20 protein-coding genes are annotated in these 16454 nt (G+C 58.5%); 14 read left to right on the top strand and 6 right to left on the bottom strand.

The window, feature by feature from the left end; genetic code table 11:
- Positions 1 to 3: 3 nt before the first annotated feature.
- A complete protein-coding gene (locus HU742_RS09960; RefSeq protein WP_039588715.1) occupies positions 4 to 276 on the bottom strand; it encodes a hypothetical protein in 273 nt (90 codons plus the stop codon).
- A gap of 265 nt (positions 277 to 541) precedes the next feature.
- Here HU742_RS09960 and HU742_RS09965 point away from each other — a divergent pair, with 265 nt between their 5' ends.
- Genes HU742_RS09965 through arsH form a run of 5 tightly spaced genes read left to right on the top strand, consistent with a single transcriptional unit; the run spans position 542 to position 3634 of the window.
- The gene (locus HU742_RS09965; protein ID WP_039588714.1) at positions 542 to 955 is read left to right on the top strand and encodes an arsenate reductase ArsC; all 414 of its coding nucleotides are present in this window, start codon (positions 542 to 544) and stop codon (positions 953 to 955) included.
- An 8-nt stretch (positions 956 to 963) separates the two neighbouring features.
- Positions 964 to 1335 (top strand): metalloregulator ArsR/SmtB family transcription factor, encoded by a 372-nt coding sequence (locus HU742_RS09970; protein ID WP_082112043.1) that lies wholly within the window; start codon positions 964 to 966, stop codon positions 1333 to 1335.
- 27 nt (positions 1336 to 1362) lie between these two features.
- On the top strand, positions 1363 to 1833 hold the full coding sequence (locus tag HU742_RS09975; RefSeq protein ID WP_039588713.1) for an arsenate reductase ArsC: 471 nt from the start codon (positions 1363 to 1365) through the stop codon (positions 1831 to 1833).
- 18 nt (positions 1834 to 1851) lie between these two features.
- Positions 1852 to 2925: an ACR3 family arsenite efflux transporter gene (arsB, locus tag HU742_RS09980; RefSeq protein ID WP_186642371.1), complete on the top strand. Its 1074-nt coding sequence runs from the start codon at positions 1852 to 1854 to the stop codon at positions 2923 to 2925.
- Positions 2918 to 3634 carry an arsenical resistance protein ArsH gene (gene arsH, locus HU742_RS09985; RefSeq protein WP_186642372.1) on the top strand — a complete coding sequence of 239 codons (717 nt, stop codon included), beginning with the start codon at positions 2918 to 2920 and terminating at the stop codon, positions 3632 to 3634. The genes arsB and arsH overlap by 8 nt, the downstream gene beginning before the upstream one ends.
- A 20-nt stretch (positions 3635 to 3654) precedes the next feature.
- On the opposite strand, the gene HU742_RS09990 is transcribed toward arsH, so the two are convergent.
- Positions 3655 to 3855, bottom strand: a complete 201-nt coding sequence (locus HU742_RS09990) for a FecR/PupR family sigma factor regulator (protein WP_082112048.1) — start codon at positions 3853 to 3855, stop codon at positions 3655 to 3657.
- 491 nt (positions 3856 to 4346) lie between these two features.
- On the opposite strand from HU742_RS09990, the gene HU742_RS09995 reads away from it, so the two are divergent.
- Genes HU742_RS09995 through arsJ form a run of 3 tightly spaced genes read left to right on the top strand, consistent with a single transcriptional unit; the run spans position 4347 to position 7116 of the window.
- Complete coding sequence (locus tag HU742_RS09995) at positions 4347 to 4859, top strand: cyclin-dependent kinase inhibitor 3 family protein (RefSeq protein WP_186642373.1); 513 nt, start codon at positions 4347 to 4349, stop codon at positions 4857 to 4859.
- A gap of 22 nt (positions 4860 to 4881) precedes the next feature.
- A complete protein-coding gene (locus HU742_RS10000) occupies positions 4882 to 5886 on the top strand; it encodes an ArsJ-associated glyceraldehyde-3-phosphate dehydrogenase (RefSeq protein WP_186631189.1) in 1005 nt (334 codons plus the stop codon).
- Positions 5887 to 5895: 9 nt separating this feature from the next.
- Positions 5896 to 7116 carry an organoarsenical effux MFS transporter ArsJ gene (gene arsJ / locus HU742_RS10005; protein ID WP_186642374.1) on the top strand — a complete coding sequence of 407 codons (1221 nt, stop codon included), beginning with the start codon at positions 5896 to 5898 and terminating at the stop codon, positions 7114 to 7116.
- Between the two features lie 82 nt (positions 7117 to 7198).
- Here arsJ and HU742_RS10010 read toward each other — a convergent pair whose 3' ends face one another.
- From HU742_RS10010 to HU742_RS10020, 3 genes are read right to left on the bottom strand one after another with little or no spacing between them, the layout of a single operon-like run.
- A complete protein-coding gene (locus HU742_RS10010; protein ID WP_186642375.1) occupies positions 7199 to 7837 on the bottom strand; it encodes a transmembrane anchor protein in 639 nt (212 codons plus the stop codon).
- Positions 7838 to 7849: 12 nt separating this feature from the next.
- Positions 7850 to 8587 carry a HupE/UreJ family protein gene (locus HU742_RS10015; protein WP_186642376.1) on the bottom strand — a complete coding sequence of 246 codons (738 nt, stop codon included), beginning with the start codon at positions 8585 to 8587 and terminating at the stop codon, positions 7850 to 7852.
- 47 nt (positions 8588 to 8634) lie between these two features.
- Positions 8635 to 8997, bottom strand: coding sequence for a hypothetical protein (locus HU742_RS10020; RefSeq protein ID WP_186642377.1), 363 nt, complete (start codon positions 8995 to 8997; stop codon positions 8635 to 8637).
- Positions 8998 to 9093: 96 nt separating this feature from the next.
- Between HU742_RS10020 and HU742_RS10025 the strand changes: the two genes are divergently transcribed.
- Both HU742_RS10025 and HU742_RS10030 read left to right on the top strand, forming a co-directional pair.
- The gene (locus HU742_RS10025) at positions 9094 to 9390 is read left to right on the top strand and encodes a metal-sensing transcriptional repressor (RefSeq protein WP_186642378.1); all 297 of its coding nucleotides are present in this window, start codon (positions 9094 to 9096) and stop codon (positions 9388 to 9390) included.
- A 7-nt stretch (positions 9391 to 9397) separates the two neighbouring features.
- Positions 9398 to 10225: a nickel/cobalt efflux protein RcnA gene (locus HU742_RS10030; RefSeq protein ID WP_186631205.1), complete on the top strand. Its 828-nt coding sequence runs from the start codon at positions 9398 to 9400 to the stop codon at positions 10223 to 10225.
- Here the strand turns inward: HU742_RS10030 and HU742_RS10035 are convergent.
- The gene (locus HU742_RS10035; protein ID WP_186642379.1) at positions 10198 to 10557 is read right to left on the bottom strand and encodes a hypothetical protein; all 360 of its coding nucleotides are present in this window, start codon (positions 10555 to 10557) and stop codon (positions 10198 to 10200) included. The two genes, HU742_RS10030 and HU742_RS10035, sit on opposite strands and share 28 nt — an antisense overlap.
- Positions 10558 to 10867: 310 nt before the next feature.
- Between HU742_RS10035 and HU742_RS10040 the strand changes: the two genes are divergently transcribed.
- Genes HU742_RS10040 through qhpG form a run of 4 tightly spaced genes read left to right on the top strand, consistent with a single transcriptional unit; the run spans position 10868 to position 16449 of the window.
- Entirely contained in the window at positions 10868 to 12772 is a 1905-nt protein-coding gene (locus tag HU742_RS10040; protein ID WP_186642380.1) for a sigma-54-dependent Fis family transcriptional regulator, read from the top strand.
- A complete protein-coding gene (locus HU742_RS10045; RefSeq protein ID WP_186642381.1) occupies positions 12772 to 14490 on the top strand; it encodes an ABC transporter ATP-binding protein in 1719 nt (572 codons plus the stop codon). The genes HU742_RS10040 and HU742_RS10045 overlap by 1 nt, the downstream gene beginning before the upstream one ends.
- Positions 14480 to 15157 carry a subtilisin-like serine protease QhpE gene (gene qhpE / locus HU742_RS10050; protein WP_186631214.1) on the top strand — a complete coding sequence of 226 codons (678 nt, stop codon included), beginning with the start codon at positions 14480 to 14482 and terminating at the stop codon, positions 15155 to 15157. Before HU742_RS10045 ends, qhpE begins: the two co-directional genes overlap by 11 nt.
- Positions 15154 to 16449 (top strand): flavin-dependent monooxygenase QhpG, encoded by a 1296-nt coding sequence (gene qhpG / locus HU742_RS10055; RefSeq protein WP_186642382.1) that lies wholly within the window; start codon positions 15154 to 15156, stop codon positions 16447 to 16449. Before qhpE ends, qhpG begins: the two co-directional genes overlap by 4 nt.
- Positions 16450 to 16454: the final 5 nt, after the last annotated feature.

The raw sequence follows: 16454 nt of genomic DNA on the forward strand, positions 1-16454 counted from the left end.
GTCTTATTTCTTGACCCTACTCAAATAGTCCTTGAGCGCTTTCTCGTCACCGGACTTAACGGTCATCCCCTCTGGGCCTGCCCCGACTGCCGTGTACTGCTTGGCCGGCTCGCCGTGCGCCTTGAATTCCTTCAACTGTTCTGAGCCTGAATAGAAGACCCAAAGGCGGCCGTCTTCCACTTTGGTAAAGAATCCGGGCTTGTCGTACTGGCTCGCGAAGCTGATGCCTGTAAACAGGCTGGCCAGCAAGGCAATGGTGATTGTCAGTTTTTTCATCTCTCAGGCTCCAGGTTGGTTGGATCGGAGCCGAGGCTACCCCCAAGTGCATGACAGGCTTATTACAAAATTCATATATCTGATTTTCCAGATGCGCACGCTGAAGTTCTGCTGGGTAATTTTGTGCTATCCCAGTAAATGTGGGGCTTGGCAGTGGAGTGAACGGAGAATATGACTTTTTCAGAGTTTTCTTCGGCCTACGGCTTTACTGCTCATGCATGGAAACGTATATTCGATAAACCGTATGTTAGCTGAGATCTCCACGATGACCAGCAAAACCCGTGTTCTGTTCATTTGTACCGCCAACGCTGCCCGCTCGCAGTTGGCGCAAGCGCTGCTGCGCCATACCGATTCGGAGCATTTCGAGGCGTTCAGCGCCGGCACCGTTCCCACCCAGGTCGATCCACGTACCTTTGACGCGCTCTCCCACCTTGGGGTGAGTACCGAAGGGCTGCGTAGTAAGTCGATCGACGAGTTTCGAGGTGAGCGTTTCGATTTCGTCATCACGTTGTGCGATAAAGCAGCAGCGGAGTGCCAATCCTTACCGGGTGCTGGCGAAGTGTTGGCTTGGAGTTTCGAGGATCCGGTCGCCAGCACCAAGCCCGACGCATTTCGCCACACGCTTCATGAAATTCATGAGCGCATCAAGATGTTTGTCTTGGTGAAAACCAAACGCTGAGAATCCATATGGCTGACCATCTGACACCCACCACTGTTTTTAAATGCCTGGCTGATGAAACCCGTGTCCGCACCATGCTGCTCATCACGCGCGAAGGAGAGCTTTGTGTTTGCGAACTGACCTGCGCGTTGAACGAGAGTCAGCCAAAAATCTCCAGGCACCTGGCGCAGTTGCGCACGTGCGGGCTGCTTTCGGACCGCCGGCAAGGCCAATGGGTTTATTACCGGCTGCACCCAAATCTCCCCGATTGGGTTCATCAAGTGCTGACGATTACGTTCGAAAGCAACAAGCATTGGTTAAGCCCTGATGCCAAGCGCCTTGATGAAATGGGTGACCGTCCTGAACGTGCAGCCGTGTGCTGTGAAAACAAGGTCGCTTGATTCCGCCCTCGACTATGAGACCGCTCGATGAAAATCCTTTTTCTCTGCACTGCCAACAGCTGCCGCAGCATCCTTTGTGAAGCGGTCTTCAATCATTTGGCGCCTGACGGCATGAAAGCCTACAGCGCGGGTAGTCAACCCAAAGGCGAAGTGCACCCGCTGAGTCTCAAAACGTTGGAAAAGGCGGGTATCTCGACGCTCGGGCTGTCCAGCAAGTCCAGTGATGCCCATATGAACTTGGCACCTGATTTCGTCATCACGGTATGCGACAAGGCTGCCGGGGAGGCATGTCCTGTCTTTTTCGGGCCGGCCACCAAGGCGCACTGGGGGTTGGCTGACCCTTCGGAATACCACGGAACTCAGGAAGAGATAGAGGCGGCGTTTGAAGCCACCCTGGAGCAGATCAAAACCCGTATCCAAGCCTTCCTGGCTTTACCGCTTTCTCAACTGAATGCCGAGCAGCTCAAGGCAGAGCTGGCTCTCATTGGCACGCTGTAACCACAGGAGCAAATGATCATGAGTAAAAGCCGCCTTTCATTTCTGGACCGTTACCTCACGCTGTGGATTTTTCTCGCCATGGCTTTGGGCATCGGTCTGGGGAGTCTGTTCGAAGGCTGGCCGCAGTGGCTCAACAGTCTTTCTGTGGGCACAACCAATATCCCCATCGCTATCGGCCTGATCGTGATGATGTATCCGCCTCTGGCCAAGGTTCGTTATGAGGAACTGCCGGAGGTCTTCAAGGACAAGCGCATCCTCGTTTTGTCTCTGGTCCAGAACTGGGTCATCGGCCCGGTTTTGATGTTTGCATTGGCGATCATCTTCCTGCGGGACCAGCCGGAGTACATGACCGGTCTGATCCTCATCGGTTTGGCTCGTTGCATCGCGATGGTCTTGGTCTGGAACCAGATCGCGGGTGGCAACAATCAGTACGTCGCCGGACTCGTGGCCTTCAACAGCATTTTTCAGATCCTGTTTTTCAGTCTGTATGCCTGGGGCTTCTTGGGGCTGTTGCCACCGCTGTTCGGACTGGAAGGCAGCGTGATTGAAACCAGCTTTGTCAGCATTGCCGAGTCGGTGCTGATCTACCTGGGTGTGCCATTCCTGGCAGGATTCCTGACCCGCAAGATCCTCATCGCTCGTAAAGGCGAAGCCTGGTTTCAGGAGCGCTTCATTCCAAAGATTAGCCCGCTGACGCTGGTGGCGCTGCTCTTGACTATCGTGGCCATGTTCAGCCTCAAGGGCGACGTGGTGCTGCAGTTGCCCCTGGATGTGTTGCGCATCGCCATTCCACTGACGATCTACTTCGTGGTGATGTTTTTCATCAGCTTCTGGATGGGCAAATTACTCGAAGCTGACTACCCACGTACCACCGCACTGGCTTTTACAGCCGCCAGCAATAACTTCGAACTGGCGATTGCCGTGGCCATTGCCACCTTCGGCCTGGCTTCCCCGATCGCTTTCGCCACGGTGATTGGACCGTTGGTAGAGGTGCCGGTATTGATTTCCCTGGTCGGTGTGGCCCTCTGGCTGAAACGCCGCTGGTTCGATGAATCCAAAAGCGCCGTTGTGCAGGACAAAGACTATGTTTGATGACGCCATTCCTCAGCTCGATACCGAACTGGCTGATCTTCCCTCAGCAGACAAGCTCGGTATCGAAAAGACCTCCGTCCACAAGCCGCACATCTTGCTGCTGTACGGGTCCACTCGTGAGCGCTCCTTCAGTCGTCTGTTGGTGGAGGAGGCCGCTCGATTGCTGGAGCACTTCGGCGCCGAGACGCGGATTTTCAATCCGTCAGGTTTGCCACTGCCAGATGACGCCCCCGACGACCATCCACGCGTGAAGGAGCTGCGCGACTGGGTGTTGTGGTCCGAGGGGCAGGTCTGGTGCTCTCCAGAGCGTCACGGAAACATGAGCGCTGTGTTCAAAGCACAGATCGATTGGGTGCCTCTGGCCATGGGCGCGGTACGCCCGACGCAGGGTAAAACCCTGGCGGTCATGCAGGTGTGCGGTGGCTCGCAATCGTTCAACGTGGTCAATCAGCTGCGAGTGCTGGGACGTTGGATGCGCATGTTCACCATCCCCAATCAATCGTCCGTGCCCAAGGCCTATATGGAATTCGACGATAACGGTCGGATGAAACCTTCTGCGTTCTATGACCGTGTCGTGGACGTGATGGAGGAGTTGGTGAAATTCACGCTGCTGCTTCGCGACCGTCAGGACTATCTGGTGGATCGTTATTCTGAGCGCAAGGAGTCCGCAGAGGAACTGATGAAGCGTGTTAACCAGCGGTCGATTTGAAAGGGGGGCATCGTTTTCGGCTAGAACGAGCTTTGTGCCGCACTTTTCAAGGCATGCCAAAGAGCTTTTGCCTCTGCAAACGCGTGGGCATGCGCAGGACTACGTTGGCACCAAGCATTGAGAGCGTTGGCATCAGTCGTGGTCGCGCGCCCTGAAGTGAGGCGCACGATCCAGTCTTGGGCTTCGCTCTTCAATTGCTCAGCGCATGGAACCGGAGACACGTCGTTCTCGGAAATTTCATGGCCTGGAGAGTTATTCAAGGCGGCGATTCCGAAGCATCCGGCAGCAAAGGCGAACGCCTGGTGCCGGCAAGCCGTTCACAACTGGCTCCTTCATTTCAGCCTCCTGCTTGAGTGACCGTCAGAGTGAGATTAGCGCCTGCGTAATGACAGGCATATTACAAAATATGCATATATGTATTTTCGAATGCGTCGGGTGCGTTTGCCGGATGACATACTCATCACTTTTGGGATTGGAAGCCATCGTGCCGACGGTTTTCACATCAACACTCTGAAATATCTCCTGACCGTCGCTCCGTCAGGATGATGATGAGCCTGACGTCAAATGTTTTTATATTTGTTTTATCGTATATATTGAAGCCGAATGCATGGCTGCTTCCATCCTTGGTTTCTCGGCATCTACCTTGTGTTCAGTTGGGCTGCGCAGCTCACGGCACCGTTCAGTTCGGTGCACTTTTTGAGGATTCTTCATCGTGCAACAGCATCCATACTCCGTCTTGCCCTTGGTGCAGTTCAAAGGCCAACTGATCTTCACCCCTTGCCCTGGCACAAAGGGCACCCGGCCTTTCGAGGCGCTGCAAACGCTTAAAGACGCTGGTGCCTCGGCATTACTGACGCTGATGCCGACCGAGGAGTTGCTTCAGAACGAGATCGACCTGCTGCCGGAAGAGTGCCAGATGCTCGACATCGAGTGGTTTCACCTACCGATAGAAGACGATCAAGCACCTGGTGAGGCTTTCAACGCCGCATGGGAGCAGCACGTCCCGCGACTCAAGCAACTGCTGACTGAAGGGAAAACCATCGCCATTCATTGCAAGGGCGGTTCGGGCCGTACCGGTTTGGTCGCCGCTCAATTGTTGATCGAGAGTGGTGTGCCGTTCAGCGATGCCATTCGTGATGTCCAGTCGTTGCGTCCGCGTGCCATCCAGCATCCCGCGCACATTGAATACATCGGCCAGTTCGACACCCAGACGAACGCCCACTGACACCAGAGACAGAGCACGACACATGACTATTAAAATTGGCATCAATGGTTTTGGCCGGATCGGTCGCCTTGCTCTACGAGCAGCCTGGAACTGGCCAGAGTTCGAATTCGTGCAGATCAACGATCCAGCGGGCGACGCGGTGACGCATGCTCACCTGATCAACTTCGACTCGGTGCATGGCCGTTGGCACAACGAAGCCAGCGCCGACGGCGACAACGTCGTCATCGACGGAAAACGGATCAAAGTAACGGCCGACAAATCGATTGCCGAAACAGATTGGACGAGCTGCGATCTGGTGATCGAGGCCAGCGGCAAGATGAAAACCGTGGCGGTGTTGCAGGCCTACCTGGATCAGGGCGTCAAGCGTGTAGTGGTCTGCGCTCCGGTGAAAGAGCAGGGCGCGTTGAACGTCGTCATGGGCGTCAACCAGCACCTGTTCGATCCCGCGCAGCACCGTATCGTCACCGCAGCTTCGTGCACCACCAACTGTTTGGCGCCCGTTGTGAAAGTCATCCACGAAAAGCTGGGCATTCGCCACGGCTCGATCACCACTATCCATGACCTGACCAACACCCAAAGCATCCTCGATCAGCCGCACAAGGATCTGCGTCGTGCGCGTGCTTCAGGCATGAGTCTGATTCCAACCAGCACCGGCTCGGCCACCGCCATCGCCGAGATCTTCCCGGAGCTGCGTGGACGCCTGAATGGTCACGCCGTGCGCGTGCCGCTGGCCAACGCTTCGCTGACCGACTGTGTCTTTGAAGTCGAGCGGGCCACCACTGTCGAAGAGGTCAATCAGCTCCTCAAGGACGCTTCCGAGAACGAGCTGAAAGACATCCTCGGTTTTGAGGAACGTCCGTTGGTGTCTATCGACTACCGTACCGATCCGCGTTCATCGATCATCGATGCGCTGTCGACCATGGTCATCAACGGCACCCAGGTCAAACTCTATGCCTGGTACGACAATGAATGGGGTTATGCCAACCGCACCGTTGAATTGGCCAGACTGGTCGGTCTGGCAGTCTAAGGAGCGGTCATGAAAGCCTTGTCAGCCCTCGCTCCGGAAGTGCGGCAGTACCTGCTCGTGACGGGCAACTACTGGGCCTTCACCCTCACCGATGGTGCCCTGCGCATGTTGGTGGTGCTGCACTTTCACGCGTTGGGCTACAGCCCGCTGCAAATCGCCGCGTTGTTTCTGTTCTACGAAATTTTTGGCGTGATCACCAACCTGGTGGGTGGTTACCTCGGTGCGCGGCTGGGGCTGAACCGGACCATGAACATCGGGCTGGGCATCCAGGTCGCAGCATTGCTGATGCTTACGGTTCCGGTTGCCTGGCTGACCATCCCCTGGGTGATGGGTGCCCAGGCCCTGTCTGGGATTGCCAAAGACTTGAACAAGATGAGCGCCAAAAGCTCGATCAAGCTGCTGGTCCCCGATGGGCAGCAGGGCAAGCTTTATCAATGGGTGGCGATCCTCACCGGCTCGAAGAACGCACTCAAGGGTGTGGGCTTCTTTCTTGGGGGAGCCTTGCTGGTCCTGATCGGCTTCAAAGGCGCTTTACTGGCCATGGCGGGTGTCCTGGCCGTGATCTGGATCAGCAGCGTGATGTTGTTGAAGAAGGACCTGGGCAAGGCAAAAGCCAAACCCAAGTTTCGTGAGCTCTTGTCCAAAAGCCGGGCAATCAACATTCTTTCGGCGGCGCGGATGTTCCTGTTCGGTGCCCGCGATGTCTGGTTCGTGGTGGCTTTGCCGGTGTACTTGAGCAGTGTCTTTGGCTGGGACTTCTGGAGGGTTGGTGGCTTCCTGGCTGCCTGGGTGATTGGCTACGGTATCGTGCAATCTTTCGCACCCAGGATCACCGGCAAGAAGAGTGGGCATGTCCCGGATGGGCGTGCGGCTTTTGTGTGGGCACTTGCCCTGGCGGGCCTGCCAGCCTTGATTGCGCTTGGGCTCAACACCGGGTGGTCTCCACAGACGGTACTGCTGGGCGGCCTCATGGTTTTTGGTGTGCTGTTTGCGGTGAATTCGTCCCTGCACAGCTACCTGATCGTGTCCTATGCCAAGGAAGATGGCGTATCGCTGGACGTGGGCTTCTATTACATGTCGAACGCCATGGGACGACTGATTGGAACCGTGCTTTCCGGCTGGGTTTATCAGCTATATGGTCTGGAGGCGTGTTTGTGGATCTCGAGCGTATTCGTATTGCTGGCCGCCCTGATTTCCATCGCATTACCGAGGCATGCCAAGGCGATTTGAAGCCATTCTGTGATGGACCCGAGGCCGCATTTGCGGCCCTGGTCTTATGGTTTTACGAATCAAAAACGTTTTACGACTGGAATCAGCGTTTGACGCTCAGGTAATCACCTGTCGTCTTCAACGAAATGGTCACGTCATTACTCGTGCGATTACGCCAGAACCAGCCATGGGTGCCGTCGAACAAAGCGGTGAATTCGCCCTTGTCCCCTTTGACTTGCTTGGCTTTGGAGTAGCTATGGAAATAGCCTTTTTCGCCGTTGTAGGGTTCGCCATGGGTGTCATGGTTCACCGGCCCGCCGGATGCCGTCCATTCATAGCTGACAGTTTTGTCCTTGAGCATTTCCAGTTTGATTTCTGTCGCTTCGCCCGGTTTTAGCGTGACGGTCATTTCATCTGTCTTCAGGGCCGGGCTGGGCTGGACCGCGGGTGAAGGCGCAGGTTGAGCTGCAAGGGTTGCAGCTGCAATCTGTGGAGCCGGAGCCTCTTGCACCGGCTGCGGCGCTGCATCCGCCAACGCCTCTTGGGCGAGCGTAATTTTCATTTCGCCCATTTGCGTCAGGCCCAGTACACGGCCCACGCCTGTGGGATCAATCGCATATTCCGAAGGCATGACGACGGTGACCAACAAGCCGACCGCAGCCAGCAAGGCGATGACGGTCGAGCGCACCAGTTGGTGGGCGCTGGGCAGTTCATTAACAGTGGGGAGTGGCGTATTGAACATGGTCGAAATTCCTTAGGCGGAGACAAACAGGCCGGTGATCTGGTAACCCATCAAAAGGAAACCGGCACTCATCATGGCGACGTTGGCGGTGTAGGCATGGCGCCAGAAACTGCTGGTGCGCCGCCAATACCCCATCAGAATGAGAATCGCGCTGAGGGCCAGCAACTGACCGATCTCGACACCAACGTTGAAGGCGATCAGGTTGGGAATCAGGCCGTCGGGAGAAATTTCGTATTCCTGGATTTTCGTTGCCAGGCCAAACCCGTGGAGCAGGCCGAAGATCAGCGTAGCGACCTTGGTATTGGGTTGGACACCGAACCAGCGCTGGAACGCGCCCAGGTTATCGAGCGCCTTGTACACCACCGAGAAACCGATGATGGCGTCGATAATGTACGAGCTGATACTGACCTCGGTCAGCACGCCGAGCAGCAGCGTGACCGAGTGTCCAACGGCGAACAATGTGACGTAGAGCCCTACGTCCTTCAGGCGATACAGGAAGAAAATCACCCCGAACAGAAACAGCAGGTGATCGTAGCCCGTCATCATGTGTTTGGCGCCCATGTAGACAAAGGGCAGCAACATGACGCCGGCGCTTTCCTGGATGAAACCTTTATCGCCTTCAGCGACGGCATGGGCGAGGGCTTCGGGCATTCCGACAAGAAATGACGCGAGCAATAGAAACAACAGTAGGAGTGGGCGATGCGAAGGCGCAATGAACGCGCCGACGCCTCTCATTGAGTGTGAATGCATGGATTAAATCCTTCGTTGCAGTGATCAAGGGCCGCAGGGCGACCATGTCAGGAGGCACGCGAAGGACGAGGTGGACGCTCGATCAGAAAAATGGGCGCACGGGGAACGGCGTAACCAAGGACCTCGGCTTGTGGAGAGAGCTGTGGCTGGGCCGCCAGGATCGGCACGGAGGTGAGTTGCGGCGTCTCGTGTTGATGATCGGGGGTCAGGGGGGAGTGATAGTGATCCGCGCAGTTCGAACACGTCATGTCAGCTTGCTCATCATGAGAATGATGATGAGCGTCTTGCGCGACATCCCAAGAGGGCTGGTCCGACATCATCGACAGCGTACGGGTATGCCCGGCCCAGGCCATGAACATGGCGAAAGCCAGCGCGAATACCACTGCTGTTGTCAGTGTCCTGCTGAACATAATGATCGTGTTTCGACTCGTTATTCTGGGTTTGCCATATCCCCCCTGGGGGGATAGGATTGCCAGCGTAATTCATTGAAGTCCGAGACTCAAGTCATGAGTGACCAACACGAACACAGCCATCCCCATACCCACCAAAGCCATGAAGCGATCATCAAGCGCCTCAAACGCGCGGACGGTCACTTGCGCAGCATCATCCTCATGATCGAAGAGGGGCGTGAGTGCGTGGATATCGCCCAGCAGTTGCATGCGGTGGAGAAAGCGGTGTGCCAGGCCAAGCGGACGTTGATCCAGGATCACATCGATCACTGCCTGGAAGACACCGTTTCGGCGCTGAACAAAGGTGAGCGCGCGCCGCTGGAAGCCTTCAAACAAATCACCAAGTACCTCTAGGCTCGACATGCCCAATTTTGCTGAATTGCTGCAACAAGGCGGCGCTCACGCCTGGCTGTATTTCCCCAGCGCCATCTTGCTGGGCGCCTTGCATGGCCTGGAGCCGGGTCATTCGAAAACCATGATGGCGGCGTTTATCGTGGCGATCAGGGGGTCGGTAAAGCAGGCGGTTTTGCTGGGATTGGCGGCGACGCTATCCCACACTGCGGTGGTGTGGCTGGTCGCGATCGGTGGCATGTACCTGGGCCAAGGGCTGGACGCTGAGACGACGGAGCCGTACTTCCAACTCGCATCTGCGGCCCTGATCATTGCCATCGCGTTGTGGATGCTCTGGCGTACCTGGCGTGGCGAACAGATGTTCAAGTTCGAGCAAGGTGATGAGCATCATCAGGGCGAACATGACCATGGGCATGAACACGCCGAATTGGAGGACTTGGAGCTGTCTCTGGAAGGTTACCAGGACGCCCACGAACGGGCGCACGCCAACGATATCCGCAAGCGTTTCACCAACCGTGAAGTCACCACGGGCCAGATCATTGTGTTCGGCCTGACGGGTGGACTGATTCCTTGTCCGGCTGCCATCACCGTTCTGTTGCTCTGCCTTCAAGTTAAAGAAGTCGCGCTGGGCGGCATGCTTGTCTTGTGTTTCAGCATTGGCTTGGCGATCACCTTGGTTACTGTGGGAGCGGCGGCAGCCATTGGCGCACGGCAAGCCACCAACCGCTGGCCGTGGCTGAGCACCGTTGCGCGTCGGGCGCCTTATTTGTCCAGCGTGTTGATCATTGGGGTTGGTCTGTACGTGGGCGTTCACGGCTGGAACGGTTTGAACGCATAAGGCTTATGACTAAGACTCAGCTCCGCTGATCGGGCTCTGGCTGCTGCGCCAGAGGTTTCACGATAAGCCTTTTCTCGCTTTCGATAAAACTCAGCCCTGCGCTTGGCGTCTTCTCGCTCCATTTCCTCGTAATGCTTGCGTTTTTCGCGAGCCATCTCTTCGTGGGCCTTTCGGTGTTCCCTGTTATTTTCCTGATCCGCTTTCTCCATCTTTCGCTGGTGTTCCCAGTACCGCTGGTATTGCTCCCGGATTTCCTTATCAGGGTCATCAGCATAAGTTGGCCCTGCGGCCATGCACAGTAATGCGAAGGCATACGTGGTGATTTTGTGCATGGGGTATTGAGCTCCAGTGGTGTTGCGAAACGACGTATCCGGTAGACATCCAACCTGGAAAAAGTTGCTCCTCTGATTCGAAAGTATGGGCTACCCGCCGTAGTGACAGGCTTTCGTTACCAGACAGCGGCAGATGGTTTTATGGAAGCCGGTACATCAAGCGTTCGGCCAGCGACGGTGTTGGTCGTCAATCCCATAGGGGTGCTGATAAATGCCATAAGGCACTTGCCAATGCCCTGACGTTAACGTAAAGATGGCGGCAAGGCGCTGAACCTAGAAGGGCGCAGGGCGGACCGATCCGGAGCGCTTGATGATGCTGATAAAAACAACTCATCCCAAACTTCATCGCGAGGCCCGGCTGGCCCGGGAAAAACTGCACCTCGAGGGCACCGTTCCCGATGGCGTATTGCGCGCGGAAATCGATGCGTCCTGGCGGCGCAGTCTCAGTCATGGCGTGCATTTCAATGCCAAGCAAGAACTGGCGTTGGAGTCGAACGCCAGCCTTGAAGTGCTGCTGGAAAGCAATCGGTTGTTGATCGATGCGGCGATGCCGGCCATCGATTATCTGGCCGAGCGCCAGGGCAAGGAAGGGCTCATCATCCTCGCCAATTCCGACGCCACCATCCTGGCAGCCGAAGGGCGCGCCGATCGTTTCAAAGGTAGCAACCTGCAAGACATCACGCTGGGCGCGTGTTGGAGCGAAGCGGCGCGCGGCACCAACGCGCTGGGTACCGCGCTGGTGGAAGCCCGGCCAACGATGATCGATTGCGGCGAGCATTACCTAGACCGTCTGACCGATTTTTCCTGCACCTCGGTGCCGATTTATTGCCCGGAGGGTGACATCCTCGGCGTCCTTGACCTGACCCGCGAAGGCCCGCTCGGCCGCGTTCACGACAGCACGGCGTTGCTGACCATGGCCGTCAGCCAGATCGAAAGTCGCGTGTTCAACGCTTGTTACCCGGAACAGATCGTCCTTGCCTTCCACAGCCGTCGGCAATACCTCGAATCCCCCTGGCAGGGTTTGCTCGCGGTGAGTCTAGGCGGGCAGATCCTCGCGGTCAGCGCCCAGGCATGTCAGTTGCTCCATGCCGAGCGTTCGGCGCTGGTTGGCCGACGCTGTGAAGAGTTCCTGGGTGTCGATGGCCTGCAACTGTTATCGCGCCTGCATCAGGGCGGCATCGGCAGTCTGCAAACCGCCAAGGGTGAATTTTTCTACAAAACCCTGCGCGCGCCGCAGCGCTCGATCAACGTCAGCGCTCCATCGCGCACCCCAATTAAAACCGCTAAACCGCAGCCCGATCTCGAATCCCTGGCCGGCAACAATGCCCGTTACGCCCGGGCGCTGCGCATGGCCCGCCAAGGCCTGGCCAATGAATTGCCAGTGTTGCTGTTGGGCGAAACGGGCACCGGTAAAGAAGTCATCGCCCGAGCGCTGCATATGGCTGGAACCCGCTGCGACAAACCTTTCGTCGCGGTGAACTGCGCGGCCATCCCCGAGGGCCTGATCGAGTCGGAGCTGTTTGGCTATCGCGAAGGCGCCTTTACCGGTTCGCGCCGGGGCGGCATGGTCGGGCGCCTGCAACAGGCCCATGGCGGCACGTTGTTTCTCGATGAAATTGGCGACATGCCGCTGGCCTTGCAAGCCCGTTTACTCAGGGTACTGCAGGACCGCAAGGTCGCGCCGCTGGGCGCTGGAGAGGAGCAAGACATCGACATCGCGCTGATCTGCGCCACGCACCGCGACCTTAAGCGTCTGGTGGAAGACAAACACTTTCGCGAGGATCTGTTTTACCGGGTCAACGGCATCAGCGTAATGCTCCCGGCCCTGCGCGAGCGCGACGACTTCAATGGCCTGGTCGATCGTTTGCTGGCCAAACTCGATGCGCCGACAGTGGTCCTGCATGACGATTTGATCCGCTTGCTAGGCGGCTATCACTGGCCGGGCAACATCCGCCAATTGGAAATGGTTCTGCGCACCGCGTTGGCCATGCGTGAACCCGGGGACGCCGTGCTCACCCTCGACCATCTGCCCGACAGTATGCTCGACGAACTGACCGTCGGCGAACGCCCTCAGAGCGGCAGTATTCGTGAACATGAACTGGAGCTGATTCGTCAGTCCCTGGACACGCACCAAGGTAACGTCTCGGCCGCCGCCGATGCCTTGGGTATCAGCCGCGCGACCCTGTATCGCAAGCTCAAACTGTTGCGTTCGTGATGCTGCGTTTGATCGTTCGGCTGGTCGACAGCCAGAACCCCGCGGCCCTGCAAGCGGCGTTGCGCTGGCTCTACAGCTTCGTGCGCCCGCACCGGTTGGCGATCGCCGGGCTGCTTGGGCTGTCGGTCTGCGCTTCGTCGCTGGTATTGGTGCAACCCTGGCTAACCAAGCTGCTGATCGACGACGGCCTGTTGGCGCGCAACTTTGCGATGCTGGCGCTGATCGCCGGGTTGATGATTGTCGCCGGGTTGTTGGGCACGGCGCTGTCGGGCATCAATCGGTACCTGCACACGCGATTGTCCGGACGGATTCTGTTTGCCCTGCGCGATGACCTTTATCGGCATCTGCAGACGCTCTCGCCGGGTTTCTACGGCCAGCGGCGCATCGGTGATCTGATGTCGCGTCTGGATGGCGATGTCGCGGAGATCCAGCGCTTTGCCGTGGATTCCCTGTTCTCGGCGGTGTCGAGCGTGATTGGCCTGGTGGTCGCCGTGGCGATGTTGGTGACCTTGTCGTGGCAACTGTCGCTGCTGGCCTTGGTGCTGATTCCACTCGACGTGCTTTGGCTACGCTGGATGCGGCGTAAGGTCGAGCGCGATGTGCGGCAGTTGCGCGAGCGTTCGGCGGACATGTCCTCGTTCATGGTCGAGACCTTGCCGGTGATGAAATTCATCCAGTCCGCCGGACAACAACAGCGCGAGGCGCAGCGACTGCAGACGTTGGGCCAAGGGTATATGAGTCAGCTCTTGCGCCTGCAGGTCACTGAGTTTTTCACCCAAGCGGTGCCCGGCACGCTGACATCGTTGTCGCGGGCCTGTGCGTTTTTGATTGGCGGGTACTGGGTGGTGCAAGGGACTTGGCAATTGGGCGCGTTGATCGCCTTTTCCACCTATCTGGGCATGGCTGTCGGCCCGGTCCAGAGCCTGCTAGGGCTCTACGTAGCGATTCAGCGGATGACCGTGAGCCTTGGGCGGGTCATGGAACTGCGCGGTGAAGAGCCAACCGTCCTCACTCCGGTTGCGCCGCAGCCGATGCCGGTCTCTGGCGAACTGCGTTTCGACAACGTGCACTTCAGCCATCCCGGTCGCCCGACCACCTTGCGTGGTATTCAAGCGCGAATTCCCTATGGGTTGAAAGTCGCCCTGAGCGGCGGCTCTGGTGTCGGTAAGTCGACCCTGATCGATCTGCTGCAGCGGCACCACGATCCGCAGTCCGGTCGGGTCTTGCTGGGGGAGGTCGATCTGCGGGAACTGGACCTGTTCCAGCTGCGTCGGCGGATAGCCGTAGTCAGTCAGGACATCGTGCTGTTTCGCGGCAGCCTCGCCGACAACCTGGCCTACGCGGTGCCCGACGCCAGTCGCGAAGCGATTGCCGAAGTGGCGCGGCTGGCGCAGCTCGACAACCTGGTCGAGTCACTGCCCGAAGGCCTCGACAGCCCTTTGGGCGAGCGTGGCCAGCAGTTGTCCGGCGGGCAGAAACAGCGCATCGCCATCGCCCGGGCGCTGTTGCAGGATCCGTTGATCCTGGTGCTGGACGAAGCGACTTCGGCGGTCGACGAAGCCACCGAGCGCGAAGTGATCGCGGCCATCGACCGGTTGTTCGCCGGGCGTACGCGGATCCTGATCAGCCATCGCCCCTCGACCCTGGCCGATGCCGATCTGTGCTTTGAACTGCTGGATGGCGTGCTCACGTCAAGAACGGTGCAGCATGAGGCCTGAGCTGCGGATTGGGGTGGTGGACAGTGGTCATTCGCCGGCGCAACGGGGGCGAGTGATTGCCGGTCGGCGGTTCTCGCTACAGGAGGATGGACAGGCCGAAAGCGATCTACGCGACGATCCGCTGGGCCATGGTAGCGCGGTGATCGAGGCCATCAGCCGGCGTGCACCGGCGGCGGTTTTTTGCGTAGCCCAGGTGTTCGACCAGCGTGGCGTCACCAGCGCCTTGCAGATCGCTACCGCCATCGATTGGCTGGTGGCGCAGGACGTGCGGTTGATCAATCTGAGCCTCGGGTTGCGGCAGGATCGTCACCTGTTGCGTGAAGCCTGTGCTGCGGCGGTGGCGCGGGGCATTTTGCTGTGTGCGTCCAGCCCGGCCCAGGGCGAAGGGGTGTTCCCGGCAAAGTATCCGCAGGTGCTGCGGGTCACCGGCGACGCTCGTTGCACCGAGCAGCAATGGTCGTGGCTCAACAGCGCCCAGGCGGATTTTGCCGCGTGTGTTCACGGTACCTACCCGGGGCAGTCGGGTGCGAGCCTCGGCTGTGCGGCATTGAGCGGGCACATTGTGGGCTTGCTCATCGAAAATCCCGAGGCGAGCAACGAACACGTTGTCGAGTGGCTGCAAAAGAACGCCCGTTATCACGGCCCTGAACGGCGCGTCGGCGCATGAAGCCGATTGTGATTCTTGGCGCGGGGCCTGCGGGGGCGGCGGTGGCCCTGGGGTTGCGACGGCTTGGGTATCCCGTGACATTGGTCAGTGAATGGCGGCGCTTCGCGGCACTGGAAGGGGTTTCCGTGCGGGTGTTGGATGCCTTGCGCGGTGCGGGGCTGCATCAAACATTGACGGACGCGGCGCAGCCTTCCCAGCGACAGGTGTCCTGGAACGGTCAGCAGCATGCTCAGAACATCGAATTTTTGCTGGATCGCCCGAGCTTCGATCGCGGCTTGCGCGAGGATTTGCGCCTGGCGGGGGTTGAGTTGATCGAGGGCCGAGTGCTGACGGTGCAGCCACACGCTTCGGCACATCGAATCGAACTGCAAGGGCGTGACGCGCTGCTCGCGGATTTCCTGGTGGAGGCCCGCGGACGCCAGGCACCTGCCCTTGGTAAAGGCCTGCGTGGGCCGGAGACGGTCAGCTTGCTCAATCGCTGGCAAGGTGCGCCGGGTACCAACGCCAGCGCTGTGGAAAGCCTTGCGGACGGCTGGGCCTGGATGGCGCGCCGGGCCGACGGCCAGTGTTATTGGCAATGGACGGTGGACGTGGCCAGTGCCGAGTTGCCGGGCAAGGCGCTGTTGCTCGACTACTGCCGCCAGCGGTTCCAGCAGTCGGCATTGACCCAGGCGTTTTTCGGGGGTGAACCGCAAACCGATCTGCACCTGCATGCCCGCAGCAGTACGGCGATCTTGTGTCCGCAGGTCTGCGGCGATCATTGGATTCGTGTGGGCGACGCCGCCATGGCGGTGGATCCGCTGTCGGGTAATGGCATCTTCCAGTCGTTGTCTTCGGCGTTGCAAGCGCCTGCGGTGATCAACACGCTGTTGCGCAAACCTGAGCGGAGGTTGCTGGCACAGCGTTTTCATCAGCAACGGGTGGAGCAGTTGTTTTTACGCTTCGCGCGCATTGGCCGGGACTTTTATGCCGATGAGCAGCGTTGGTCGAACCAGCCGTTCTGGCAGGCGCGGCGGCAGTGGCCGGATGCTGAGGTCGCCCACGCCGAGGCGAATTTCTCCGCTCTGAGGATTGAGCTGGCGCCGGTATTGCGCGATGGATTTGTGGATGAGGCCGAGGTGGTGATCACGGCGGATCAACCGCTGGGGATCTGGCATGTGCAAGGGATTGAGTTGGCAGCGTTGGTGCGACGGTTGCACACCGAGCCGACTGCACAAGTGTTGGCTGGGTTGACGGCGGAGCAGGGGCAGGCGGTTCGCAGCTGGCTGCTGGGGCAAGGGTTCAAGCCCTGACATTC

This window comes from Pseudomonas marvdashtae (assembly GCF_014268655.2).
In the GTDB taxonomy this organism is placed as follows: domain Bacteria; phylum Pseudomonadota; class Gammaproteobacteria; order Pseudomonadales; family Pseudomonadaceae; genus Aquipseudomonas; species Aquipseudomonas marvdashtae.